Origin of the sequence: Azonexus fungiphilus (assembly GCF_003634965.1) — a bacterium.
GTDB classification, from domain to species: domain Bacteria; phylum Pseudomonadota; class Gammaproteobacteria; order Burkholderiales; family Rhodocyclaceae; genus Azonexus; species Azonexus fungiphilus.
In genome coordinates this window covers 343945-355783 of record NZ_RBXP01000011.1, presented here as the reverse complement: position 1 = coordinate 355783, position 11839 = coordinate 343945, and the positions used below count along the sequence as shown (strand labels likewise).

Below are 11839 nucleotides of genomic sequence, written 5' to 3'. Positions count from 1 at the left end.
GTGGAGTCACCATGAGCATTATCGAAGTTCAAGTTCCGCAACTGTCCGAGTCCGTCGCCGAAGGCACGCTGGCCTCCTGGAAGAAGAAGATCGGCGAGGCCGTTGGCCGCGACGAAGTCCTGATCGATATCGAAACCGACAAGGTCGTCCTCGAAGTGCCGTCGCCGGCTGCCGGCGTCCTGGTTGAAATCATCAAGGGCGATGGCGAGACCGTCGTTTCCGGCGAACTGATCGCCAAGATCGATACGGCGGCCACCGCTGGTGCCGTTGCCCCGGCCGCCGAAGCGCCGAAGGCTGCTGCGCCCGCAGCGGCGCCGGCCGCCGCTGCCGCCGCCCCGGCCGGTACCGCCAGCCCGGCTGCCCGCAAGATCCTCGACGAGAAGGGCATCGCTGCTGCCGACGTCGCCGGTTCCGGCCGTGGTGGCCGCGTCACCAAGGAAGACGCCGTTGCCGCCCAGCCCAAGGCTGTGGCGCCGTCCGGTCCGGTTGCTGCCGCCAAGTCGTCGGCGGCTTCGCTGCCGGTGCCGCCGTCCGGCGTCGCCCTTGGCGAGCGGACCGAAGAGCGCGTGCCGATGACCCGCCTGCGTGCCCGCATTGCCGAGCGCCTGCTGCAGTCGCAACAGACCAACGCCATCCTGACCACGTTCAACGAAGTGAACATGGCCCCGGTGATGGCGCTGCGCAAGCAGTATGGCGAGAAGTTCGAGAAGACCCACGGCGTTCGCCTCGGCTTCATGGGTTTCTTCGTCAAGGCCGCTGTTGCTGCGCTGCAGAAGTTCCCGATCCTGAACGCCTCGGTCGACGGTAACGACATCGTCTATCACGGCTACGTCGATATCGGCATCGCCGTCGGTTCGCCGCGCGGCCTGGTCGTGCCGATCCTGCGCAATGCCGACCAGATGTCGATCGCCGACATCGAGAAGAAGATCGCCGAGTTCGGCGCCAAGGCCAAGGACGGCAAGCTGTCGATCGAGGAACTGACCGGCGGCACCTTCTCCATCTCGAACGGCGGCATCTTCGGTTCGATGATGTCCACCCCGATCATCAACCCGCCGCAATCCGCGATCCTCGGCATCCATGCCACCAAGGACCGTGCGGTCGTTGAAAACGGTCAGGTCGTCGTCCGTCCGATCAACTACCTGGCGATGTCCTACGATCACCGCATCATCGACGGCCGCGAAGCCGTCCTCGGTCTGGTGACCATGAAGGAAGCGCTGGAAGATCCGGCCCGCCTGCTGCTCAACGTCTGATCGACGAACGCCGGCGCCAGTCTCCGCAAGGAGGCTGGCGCCTTTGCACATCAGAAAACGAAAGGTAAGACCATGTCCAAGCAATTCGACGTGCTCGTCATCGGCGGCGGTCCCGGCGGCTATGTTGCCGCCATCCGCGCTGCCCAGCTCGGCTTCAGCACCGCCTGCGCCGAATCCAACGCCTACGCCGATCCGAAGGGCGAGCCGCGCCTCGGCGGCACCTGCCTGAACGTCGGCTGCATCCCGTCCAAGGCGCTGCTGCGTTCCTCCGAACTGTTCGAGGAAGCCAATCATTCCTTCGAGATGCACGGCATCTCGGCCAAGGGCGTCAGCATCGACGTCAAGACCATGATCGGTCGCAAGAACACCATCGTCACCCAGCTGACCGGCGGCATCCGCGGCCTGTTCAAGAAGAACAAGGTGACCGGCCTCAACGGCCACGCCAGTTTCGCCGGCAAGGAAGGCGAGCTGTACAAGGTCAAGGTCGGCGAGGAAGAAGTCCTGGCCAAGCACGTGATCATCGCCACCGGCTCGAAGCCGCGCCACCTCGACGGCATCCCGGTCGACAACAAGGTGATCTGCGACAACGTCGGCGCGCTCGATTTCGACGCCGCACCGAAGCGCCTGGGCGTCATCGGTGCCGGTGTCATCGGCCTGGAAATGGGTTCGGTCTGGCGCCGTCTCGGCACCGACGTCACCGTCCTCGAAGCCGCGCCGGACTTCATGCCGTTCGCCGACCAGGACATCGCCAAGGAAGCGCTCAAGCTGTTCACCAAGCAGGGCCTGAAGATCACCACCGGCGTCAAGATCGGCAAGGTCTCGGTGGCCAAGAAGGGTGTCACCGTCGAGTACGAAGACAAGGACGGCGCCAAGAAGCTCGAATGCGACAAGCTGATCGTCTCGGTCGGCCGCATCCCGAACACCGACGGCCTCAACGGCGACGCGGTCGGCCTCAAGCTAAACGAGCGCGGCCAGGTCGAGGTCAATGGCCACTGCCAGACCAACCTGCCCAACGTCTGGGCGGTCGGCGACGTCGTCCGTGGCCCGATGCTGGCCCACAAGGCCTCGGAAGAGGGCGTCATGGTTGCCGAGCTGATCGCCGGTCAGGCCGGTCACTGCAACTTCGACACCATCCCGGGCGTGGTCTACACGCATCCGGAAATCGCCTGGGTCGGCAAGACCGAGCAGCAGCTCAAGGCCGAAGGCATTGCCTACAAGCCGGGCAAGGTGCCGTTCATGGCCAGCGGCCGTGCCCTCGGCAACGGCGATGCCAGCGGCTTCGTCAAGGTCCTGGCCTGTGCCAAGACCGACCGCATCCTTGGTGTGCACATCATCGGCAACAGCGCCTCCGAGCTGATCGCCGAAGCCGTCGTCACGATGGAATTTGCCGGTGCTTCCGAAGACCTCGGCCGCATCTGCCATGCCCACCCGACGCTGTCGGAAATCGTGCATGAGGCCGCCCTGGCCTGCGACAAGCGCTCGCTGCACTTCTAAGCCCGGGCTTTTCCGGCACGAAAGGCGGTTGCGGTGACGCAACCGCCTTTTTTATTTGCGAGAATAACGACTCTTCCCCAACCGAAAAAAACACGCTTCGATGCCCCATAAAAAACTCAATGTCGCCGCCAACGGCATGCTCGACGCCTACCACGCACTGCTCGCCGAGCGCGGCTATACCGCCGACGCCGCACAGCTGGCCGCCGCCGGCGCGCTGCAGAACCTGTATACGCAACTGCTGCAGTTCAAGGTCAATCGCGGCAGCACCCTGAAACGCCTGCTCAATCCGCCGAAGCCGCCGCAGGGCGTGTATTTCTGGGGCGGCGTCGGGCGCGGCAAGAGCTTCCTGATGGACTGCTTCTACGCCTCGGTCCCGTATCGTCGCAAGAAGCGCCTGCATTTCCATTCCTTCATGCAGCAGATCCATCGCGACCTCGAGAAATTCAAGGGCGAGCCCGATCCGATGCTGAAGCTGGCCGCAGCCATCGCCAAGGACGTGCGCCTGCTCTGCTTCGACGAGTTCCATGTCTCCGACATCGCCGATGCGATGATCCTCGGCCGCCTGCTCGAAGGGCTTTTCGCCCACGGCGTGATCCTGGTCATGACCTCGAACTATCCGCCGTCGATGCTCTATCCGAACGGCCTGCACCGGGAGAGCTTCCTGCCGGCCATCGCGCTGCTCGAGAAGAACCTCGACGTCTACGAGGTCGAGGCCGGCATCGATTACCGCCTGCGCGCGCTCGAGCAGGTCGAGATCTACCATCACCCGGCCGACGCTGCCGCCGAAGCCAAGATGCTCGATTACTTCCGCATGGTGGCCGGCGAGGAGGGCAAGCGCGGAGGCCAGATCGAGATCCTCGAGCGCAAGATCGACACCGTGCGCCGCGCCAACGGCGTCATCTGGTTCGATTTCCGCACCCTGTGCGGCGGGCCGCGTTCGCAGAACGATTACCTGGAAATCTCGCGCGGCCACCACACCGTCCTCCTTTCCGGGATTCCCAAAATGACCGTGCACCAGGCCTCGGAAGCCCGTCGTTTCACCTGGCTGGTCGATGTCTTCTACGACAACAAGGTCAAGCTGATCGCCACCGCCGACTGCGCCGCCGACGCCTTGTACACCGAAGGCACCCAGGCCAGCGAATTCAAGCGCACGGTAAGCCGGCTGACCGAGATGAACTCGCGCGAATATTTGGCGCAACCGCACATCGTCGCCCCTTGAGGAACTCGCCGTGAAAAATGCCCTGAAAACCCTGTTGACCGTGATCGTCGTCCTCTGGGCCGGTCTGGTCGCCGCCCAGCAGATGGAAATCATCGAACTGCGCAGCCGCACCGTCGGCGACGTGCTGCCGATCCTGACGCCGCTGGTCGAACCGGGCGGCACGCTGACCGGGATGAACAACCAGCTCTTCCTGCGCGCCTCGCCGCGCAACCGCGAAGAGATCAAGCGGGCGCTGGCGGCGATCGACCGCCCGGCCCGCCGGCTGGTCATCCACGTCGCCCACGACCGCCGCCAGGAGGCCAGCGATCGCGGCGCCGAAGCCGCCGGCCAGGTGGTCATCGGCAGCCGGCCGCGCGCCGACGTCGAGGCGCGCGTCTGGGACACCCGCAGCCAGCGCGGCGAGAACGCGGCGCAGCGCGTGCAGACCATCGAAGGCGGGCGCGCCTTCATCCAGGTCGGCCGCTCGCTGCCGGTGCCGATGCGCCAGGTCGCGGTCGGTCCGGCCGGCGCCATCGTCAACGACAGCATCGTCTATCGCGACATCGGCAGCGGCTTCTACGCCAGCCCGCGCGTCAGCGGCGAACGGGTGACGCTGGAAATCTCGCAGCAGGTCGAGCAGCTCGAAGGCCGCCGCAACGGCGCGATCGCCACCCAGCAACTGGCGACCACGGTGAGCGGCCGGCTCGGCGAGTGGATCGAACTCGGCGGCACCGGCCAGCAGGCCAGCAACCGCCAGGGCGGCGGCTTCAGCGTCGGCAGCGGCCAGATGCGCGACGCCCGCTCGATCTGGCTGATGGTCGAGGAAGTCGACTGATTTTTGATCGAATTTCACGGTCGACCGTGAAATTCTGGAAAAAACGCCAGGGCTGGGTTGCAGAACGGGAGGGGGCTTCCGTATTCGGCCAAATGCGGTCGTTAGGAAATATGCCTCGAAGCAGACCCTTATGCAGTTGAATATTGCGTTGTTATGCGGGCCAAAAATTGGTGAGTTCCTTGTATCACAATGGATTACATGGGCATAATCCCAGCCCTGATGTTAATTAATACACGGACCCGCTGGGTCCGTCTAGGAACTGTTAGGTGTCATGTACAAAGTTGCACTGGTCCTCAGCACCATTCCTTCCTACAACGTGTATCGCGCTGCGCTCGAGGAGGCATTTCGCTCGGGCGCTTACGATCACTTTCTCATTTGTAGCGGGTTCTTCCACGAACGCATTAATAAGAGGGGAGCGTTCTACGCCTCTGACGCCTTCGCCAACGCCGTACTCCCTGCTGGCAGCACAGTGACAGTCGTCGGTGCGTACGATCCGGCGGCTACGGAGTTCGATGACTTCGTGAACAAGGTCGATGCTGGATTGAACGCTGCCGGAGGCCCGGTTGCAGTCACGAAGCGCCGCAGCCTGAGACAGTATGCAAATCACTGGCACGCCAAGATCTTCATCGCCCGGGAAGGCCAGACCCATAGGTTTGCAGTTGTTGGAAGCAGTAATCTCACAAGAAGCGCGTTTAACTTAACCGCTTCCAACAATGAGGCTGACGTCCTTCTCTGGGACGACTCCCACACTCCCACTCGCCAAATAGTGAACGCGGCCTTGGGTCGCCCGCCTGACGGACAGAATGACAATGCCTCAAATCCATCAGTGATCGTTAGCAACTACGACCCGGATGACCAAAGGAACAGTGGCCAGGGCTCACTTGATTTCCGTCTGCAGGGCCTCTGGAACGACGTAATTGCAGCAACTACGGACGACGCCTAACCCCCTACTCAACCGGACCCGTAACAGTATGCCGTCGCGGGCCGTTTAGCTAAGACTACAAGGGCACGTTATGTCCCACCTCGAATCACTCATCGTTGAATACCTTGACTGGCAGGGTTATTTGGTACGGCGCAATACAAAAGTCGGCCGTTTGAAGCATGGCGGCTGGGAAATGGAGCTTGATGTCATCGGCTACAACCCGCACACCAGCGATCTTGTTCATTACGAGCCGTCGGTTGATGCCCACACATGGGATACGCGTGAGGCCAGATACGCCAAAAAGTTCGAGGCAGCACGAAAACTCATTTTTACTGAAGTTTTCTCTTGGTTGCCACCAGAAACCGCGCTCCGTCAAATCGCGGTCTTCCCCTCTCACCCCAAAGGCCGACACACCATTGCGGGCGGTCAAATCATGTCCATTGATGAGTTTGTCGCCGAGGTTCGTTCAAAGGTCGTTGAGTGTGGTGTTGCTTGCCGCAGTGCCATATCCGAAAACTATCCACTTCTGCGCGTGTTGCAGCTTTCCCACTGTGGCTATAATCGCGCGCTCTAACATCCCGCTCCAGAGGGACGCTACGCCGGCAAGCCAACTTCGCGCCCCTGAGCTTGCAGGTTCCTGAACGACCGCTTTGCTGTTTTGCAAATTTCCGCTTTGGGTCGATAACTGACGTTACCAAGTTGTGCCGAAGCCATGGCCAAGACCGAGCGCAGTGGTGCACGGTCAACAGCCTCAAACCCCGAAAAAACAAAACCCGGCAAGTAGCCGGGTTTTGTGTGAGCGACAGGGCTTCGGTCAGGCGGCGTTGAGCGCCTGGTCGAGGTCGGCGATCAGGTCGTCGACGTGCTCGATGCCGACCGACAGGCGGATCATGTCTTCGGAGACGCCGGCTTTGGCCAGTTCCTCGGGCGACAGCTGGCGGTGCGTGGTCGAGGCCGGGTGGCAGGCCAGGGTCTTGCAGTCGCCGATGTTGACCAGACGGGTGACCAGCTTGAGCGCATCCTGGAACTTGCCGCCGCCTTCGCGGCCGCCCTTGACGCCGAAGTTGAGGATGCCGGAAGCGCGGCCGCCCATGTACTTCTGCACCAGCGCGTGGTCCTTGTGCTCGGGCAGGCCGGCGTAGTTCACCCAGCTGACCTTCGGGTGGTTCTGCAGGAAGCGGGCGATCTTCAGCGAGTTGTCGCAGATGCGGTCCATGCGCAGCGCCAGCGTCTCGATGCCCTGCAGGATCAGGAAGGCGTTGAACGGGCTGATCGCGGCGCCCATGTTGCGCAGCGGCACGACGCGGGCGCGGCCGATGTAGGCGGCAGCACCGAGCGCTTCGGTGTAGACGACGCCGTGGTAGGAGACGTCCGGCTCGTTGAGGCGCTTGAACTTGGCCTTGTGCTCGGCCCACGGGAACTTGCCGCTATCGACGATGATGCCGCCGATGGAATTGCCATGGCCGCCGAGGTACTTGGTCAGCGCATGGACGACGATGTCGGCGCCGTGCTCGAACGGGCGGCACAGGTAGGGCGAGGGCACGGTGTTGTCGACGATGACCGGCACGCCGTGCTTGTGGGCGATCTCGGCGAGCTTTTCAAAGTCGGTGATGTTGCCGAGCGGGTTGCCGACCGATTCGCAGAAGACGGCCTTGGTCTTCGCGTCGATCAGCTTCTCGAAGGCATCCGGGTCGCGGTAGTCGGCGAAGCGGACTTCGATGCCGTATTGCGGCAGCGTGTGGGCGAACAGGTTGTAGGTGCCGCCGTACAGGGTGCTGGAGGTGACGATGTTGTCGCCGGCTTCGGCGATCGTCTGGATCGAGGCGGTGATCGCGGCCATGCCCGAGGCCATGGCCAGCGCGGCAACGCCGCCTTCCATCGCGGCGACGCGCTTTTCGAGCACGTCCTGGGTCGGGTTCATGATCCGGGTGTAGATGTTGCCGGCGACCTTGAGGTCGAACAGGTCGGCGCCGTGCTGGGTGCTGTCGAAGGCGTACGACGTGGTCTGGTAGATCGGCACGGCGACTGCCTTGGTCGTCGGGTCCGGGCTGTAGCCGCCATGAACGGCGAGGGTTTCGATCTTCATGCGTGCGTCTCTCTTTGTTGTGTTTCGAAAGCGGGAGTTTACAGGAAGCGCCAGCTTAAGGCCTCGGCCGGCGCCATGCCAATCACTTCGGCTTCTAAGCTTATGTCGGCCGCTGGCGCTTCAGGTGCGGTCGTCGAAAGCGTCGTCGTCTTGCGGTCGACCGCGCGATTTGAGCAAAAACCGGCCGGGGTCGACGGCATCGACGAGGTCGATTTCCAGCGGCAGCGGGTCGCCTTCCAGGCGGCTGACCAGCAGGTCGGCCATCAGCGCCGACCAGACGATGCCGCGTGCGCCGAAGCCCTGCACGCACCACAGGCCGGGGTGGCGCGGCAGCGCTGGCAGGCGCGGCTGGCCCTGGATCGCGGCCGGATCGGGGAGGGCGCCGACGATCGGCAGGCGGTCCGGCGACATCGGCCGGAAGCCGGTGCGCCCGGCCAGCGGCGCCGGATCGTCTGGGCCGAGGTAGCCGGGCAGGCTCAGGCGCAGGCGGGCCAGGTTCTCGGCATGGTCGTCGGCGCGCACCGACGGATCGGGGTCGTTCGGCTGCAGCGTGGCGCCGGTCAGGCGGATGCCGTCGACCTCGGGCATCGCGTAGCCGTGGCGGCAGACGACGTGCGCCAGCGTGCGCGCCGGATCGGGCGGCAGATGGCTGACCTGGCCGCGGGCGCTTTTCTGCGGCAGCCAGGCGAATTCGGCGAAGGCCGGGGCGCCGACGCCGGCGGCCATGACCACCACCGGCGCGCTGGCGATCTCGCTGCCGTCGGCGGCGAGCAGGCGCCAGCCGGTTTTTGTCCTTTCCAGGCGGTCGACCGTGACGCCGTAGTGTTCGCGGATGCGCCCGGGAAAAGCGGCCAGCGCGGCGCGGCAGACCGAGGCCGGATTGACCCAGCCGCCTTGCGGGAACCACCAGCCGCCAGCCTCGACCGGCAGGCCGAGCATTGCGCCGGCGCGCTCGCGGTCGACGAACTGGAGCAGCTCGGCGGGCAGTTGCAGGCGCTCGACGACGCGCTGCTGGGTCGCCTCGTGCAGCGGCTCGCGGCCCAGATGGAGGACGCCGCAGGGCGACCAGCGGGCGTCGGGCAGCGATTGCAGCAGGGCGCGGGTGGCCAGGTAGCCGGCGCGGGTCAGGCGCGACAGGCGGTTGTCGTCGGCGCTGGGCAAGGGGCGCAGCACGCCGGCGACATTGCACGAGGCGCCGGTGGCCGGTGTCGGCGCGCGCTCGATGATGTCGACCTGCCAGCCGGCGCCGGCCAGTGCGCTGGCCGCGGTGCAGCCGGCGATGCCGGCACCGATGACGACGGCGCGGCGCTCGGCCGGCGGCGCATGGCGGTCGGGCCGGCGCGAGCGGAAGCGGCCGTGCAGCATCTGCCGCTTGCCAGCGAAGCCGGGGCGTTTTTCCAGGTCGAACTCGGCCGCTTCCAGCGCCGCCCGGACATGGCCGGCAACCGACCAGGTGGCCAGCGTCGCGCCCGGCGCAGCGAGGCGCGACAGCGCGCGGCACAGTTCCGGCGTCCACAGTTCCGGGTTCTTCGCCGGCGAAAAGCCGTCGAGGAAAAAGGCATCGACCGAGGCGTCGACCGTGCGCAACTGCGTCGTCGCGTCGCCGAAGAACAGCGTCAGGATGACCTGCCGGTCGTCGAGGAAGAGGCGATGCACGCCCGGCGTCAGCAGCGGCCAGCGGGCCTGCAACTGGGCGGCGAGTTCGGCGAATTCCGGCCAGGCGCGCTGGGCAACGGCGAGGTCGGCGGCGGAAAACGGGTGCTTTTCGAAGGAGACGAAATGCAGCCGCCGGCAGCGTTGCGGGTCGGCGCGCCAGGCCTGCCAGGCGGCGAGGAAGTTCAGCCCGAGGCCGAAGCCGGTCTCGAGGATGACGAAGCGGTCGCGCCCCTGCCAGCGCTGCGGCAGCTCGTTGCCGCCGAGGAAGACGTGGCGCGCCTGCGCCGGGCCGCCGTGGGCCGAGTGATAGACGTCGCCGAAGGCGCTCGAGTACGGTGTGCCGTCGTCGGCGAATTCGAGTCGGGCCGGGCGCAGCGGTTCCACTAGTGGAGCAGGCCGGGCTTGGCGTTGTCGGCGGCCGGTGCCGGCGCAGCCGCCGGCGCGTAGTCGAGGGCCAGCCCCCAGCCGGCCTGTTCGGCCGATTTGCGCAGCATCGCGCAGAGCGCCTGCAGCAGTTCGCCGTTGACGTTGAGCGTGAAGCTGCGCTCACGGCCTTCGCGCAGGATCAGCCGGGCGAGGCCCTCGCCGCTGGCCGTCAGCGTCGCTTCGCTGGCCAGCAGCGGCGTCGATCCGAGCGGAAAGCTGGGATTGTCTTCCTTGAACGGCTGCTCGAAGCTGGCCGCCGGCTCGCCGGCCGGCTTTTCCGCCGGCGCCTGCGGCCGTGCCGCCAGATGCCCGGCGAGCATGGCCACCAGGTGCGGCCACAGCTCGCGCAGGTAACGCCGGGTGATCCACACCCGGAACTCCTCGTTGGCTTGCGTCGCGACGCGCAGGGTCAGTCGGTCCTGAACCGCGTCGCAAGCCACCTGGAGCTGGCGGATCTGCATTACTCCGGACGCATCGAGGGGAAGAGGATGACGTCGCGGATCGCCGGGCTGTCGGTGAGCAGCATGATCAGCCGGTCGATGCCGATGCCGCAGCCGCCGGTCGGGGGCAGGCCGTACTCGAGCGCGCGGATGTAGTCGGCGTCGTAGTACATCGCTTCCTCGTCGCCGGCGTCCTTGGCCTTGGCCTGTTCCTGGAAGCGGGCGGCCTGGTCCTCGGCGTCGTTCAACTCCGAGAAGCCGTTGGCGATCTCGCGGCCGACGATGAACAGCTCGAAACGCTCGGTGATTTCCGGGTTGCTGTCGGAGGCGCGGGCCAGCGGGCTGACTTCGACCGGGTAGTCGATGATGAAGGTCGGCTCCCAGCACTGCGCTTCGGCACAGGCTTCGAACAGCTGCAGCTGCAGGCTGCCGAGGCCGCCCGGCTTGACCTTCTCGCCGAAGGCGACGATCTTGGCCTTGAGGAATTCGGCGTCGGCCAGTTGCGCGTCGGTGAACGACGGCTGCTCGCGCTGGATCGCCTGGGTGATGGTCAGGCGGTGGAAGGGCTTGGACAGGTCGAGTTCGCGCCCCTGGTATTCGAAGACTTCCTTGCCCAGCGCCTCGCGCGCGGCGTGGCGGAGCAGGCCCTCGGTGAAGTCCATCAGCGTGTGGTAGTTCGCGTACGCCTCGTAGAACTCCATCATCGTGAATTCGGGATTGTGCCGCGGGCTCAAACCTTCGTTGCGGAAGTTGCGGTTGATCTCGAAGACCTTCTCGAAGCCGCCGACGACCAGGCGCTTGAGGTAGAGCTCGGGCGCGATGCGCAGGAACTGCTGCATGTCGAGCGCGTTGTGATGGGTGATGAAGGGCTTGGCCGCGGCGCCGCCGGGGATCGGGTGCATCATCGGCGTCTCGACTTCCATGAAGCCGTGGCCGCTCATGTAGTTGCGGATGGCGCCGACGATGGCCGAGCGGGCGCGGAAGGTGGCGCGCGTTTCCTCGTTCATGATCAGGTCGACGTAACGCTGGCGATACTTCATTTCCTGGTCGGCCAGGCCGTGGAACTTGTCCGGCAGCGGGCGCAGCGACTTGGTCAGCAGGCGGATCTCGGTGGCGGCGATGGTCAGCTCGCCGGTCTTGGTCTTCATCAGCGTGCCGACGACGCCAAGGATGTCACCCAAGTCCCAGCCCTTGAAGGCGGCATAGGCTTCCTCGCCGACCTTGTCGCGGGCGACGTAGACCTGGATGCGGCCGGAAACGTCCTGCAGCGTGGCGAACGAGGCCTTGCCCATGACCCGCTTCAGCATCATGCGGCCGGCGACCTTGACCTCGACCGGCAGGCCTTCGAGTTCTTCCGCCGATTTCTCGCCGTAGCCGTCATGCAGCTTCTGCGCGGTGTTCTCGCGCTGGAAGTCGTTCGGGAAGGCGACCCCACCCTGGCGCAACTCGGCCAGCTTGGCGCGGCGCTCGGCGATGATGTGGTTCTCGTCTTGTTGCTGTTCGGCGTTGGACATCGGGGAATCCTTGGGAAA

Annotated in this window: 10 protein-coding genes; 6 read left to right on the top strand and 4 right to left on the bottom strand. The window is 65.2% G+C overall.

All coding sequences use genetic code 11. From position 1 onward, the window contains the following. The first annotated feature begins 11 nt into the window (after window positions 1–11). From odhB to DFR40_RS04500, 6 genes are all read left to right on the top strand, one after another. Window positions 12–1250, top strand: coding sequence for a 2-oxoglutarate dehydrogenase complex dihydrolipoyllysine-residue succinyltransferase (odhB, locus tag DFR40_RS04525; protein ID WP_121457278.1), 1239 nt, complete (start codon window positions 12–14; stop codon window positions 1248–1250). Between the two features lie 72 nt (window positions 1251–1322). Then, the gene (gene lpdA / locus DFR40_RS04520) at window positions 1323–2744 is read left to right on the top strand and encodes a dihydrolipoyl dehydrogenase (protein ID WP_121457277.1); all 1422 of its coding nucleotides are present in this window, start codon (window positions 1323–1325) and stop codon (window positions 2742–2744) included. 100 nt (window positions 2745–2844) lie between these two features. Beyond that, window positions 2845–3963 carry a cell division protein ZapE gene (gene zapE, locus DFR40_RS04515; protein ID WP_121457276.1) on the top strand — a complete coding sequence of 373 codons (1119 nt, stop codon included), beginning with the start codon at window positions 2845–2847 and terminating at the stop codon, window positions 3961–3963. Between the two features lie 10 nt (window positions 3964–3973). Continuing rightward, window positions 3974–4777: a secretin N-terminal domain-containing protein gene (locus DFR40_RS04510; protein ID WP_121457275.1), complete on the top strand. Its 804-nt coding sequence runs from the start codon at window positions 3974–3976 to the stop codon at window positions 4775–4777. Window positions 4778–5048: 271 nt separating this feature from the next. Further along, a complete protein-coding gene (locus DFR40_RS04505) occupies window positions 5049–5720 on the top strand; it encodes a phospholipase D family protein (RefSeq protein ID WP_121457274.1) in 672 nt (223 codons plus the stop codon). Window positions 5721–5790: 70 nt separating this feature from the next. After that, window positions 5791–6273, top strand: a complete 483-nt coding sequence (locus DFR40_RS04500) for a hypothetical protein (protein WP_121457273.1) — start codon at window positions 5791–5793, stop codon at window positions 6271–6273. Window positions 6274–6513: 240 nt separating this feature from the next. Here DFR40_RS04500 and DFR40_RS04495 read toward each other — a convergent pair whose 3' ends face one another. The 4 genes from DFR40_RS04495 to lysS form a co-directional block, all read right to left on the bottom strand. Further along, the gene (locus DFR40_RS04495; protein WP_121457272.1) at window positions 6514–7785 is read right to left on the bottom strand and encodes a bifunctional O-acetylhomoserine aminocarboxypropyltransferase/cysteine synthase; all 1272 of its coding nucleotides are present in this window, start codon (window positions 7783–7785) and stop codon (window positions 6514–6516) included. Between the two features lie 120 nt (window positions 7786–7905). Continuing rightward, a complete protein-coding gene (gene mnmC, locus DFR40_RS04490) occupies window positions 7906–9825 on the bottom strand; it encodes a bifunctional tRNA (5-methylaminomethyl-2-thiouridine)(34)-methyltransferase MnmC2/FAD-dependent 5-carboxymethylaminomethyl-2-thiouridine(34) oxidoreductase MnmC1 (RefSeq protein WP_121457271.1) in 1920 nt (639 codons plus the stop codon). Continuing rightward, window positions 9825–10328, bottom strand: a complete 504-nt coding sequence (locus DFR40_RS04485; RefSeq protein WP_121457270.1) for a hypothetical protein — start codon at window positions 10326–10328, stop codon at window positions 9825–9827. Before DFR40_RS04485 ends, mnmC begins: the two co-directional genes overlap by 1 nt. Further along, window positions 10328–11821: a lysine--tRNA ligase gene (gene lysS, locus DFR40_RS04480; protein WP_121457269.1), complete on the bottom strand. Its 1494-nt coding sequence runs from the start codon at window positions 11819–11821 to the stop codon at window positions 10328–10330. Before lysS ends, DFR40_RS04485 begins: the two co-directional genes overlap by 1 nt. Window positions 11822–11839: the final 18 nt, after the last annotated feature.

Coding starts and splice junctions, on each gene's coding strand:
- DFR40_RS04505 (WP_121457274.1), top strand. CDS start 5,049: ATGTACAAAGTTGCACTGGTCCTCAGCACCATTCCTTCCTACAACGTG.
- DFR40_RS04485 (WP_121457270.1), bottom strand. CDS start 10,328: ATGCAGATCCGCCAGCTCCAGGTGGCTTGCGACGCGGTTCAGGACCGA.
- lpdA (WP_121457277.1), top strand. CDS start 1,323: ATGTCCAAGCAATTCGACGTGCTCGTCATCGGCGGCGGTCCCGGCGGC.
- DFR40_RS04500 (WP_121457273.1), top strand. CDS start 5,791: ATGTCCCACCTCGAATCACTCATCGTTGAATACCTTGACTGGCAGGGT.
- zapE (WP_121457276.1), top strand. CDS start 2,845: ATGCCCCATAAAAAACTCAATGTCGCCGCCAACGGCATGCTCGACGCC.
- DFR40_RS04495 (WP_121457272.1), bottom strand. CDS start 7,785: ATGAAGATCGAAACCCTCGCCGTTCATGGCGGCTACAGCCCGGACCCG.
- odhB (WP_121457278.1), top strand. CDS start 12: ATGAGCATTATCGAAGTTCAAGTTCCGCAACTGTCCGAGTCCGTCGCC.
- lysS (WP_121457269.1), bottom strand. CDS start 11,821: ATGTCCAACGCCGAACAGCAACAAGACGAGAACCACATCATCGCCGAG.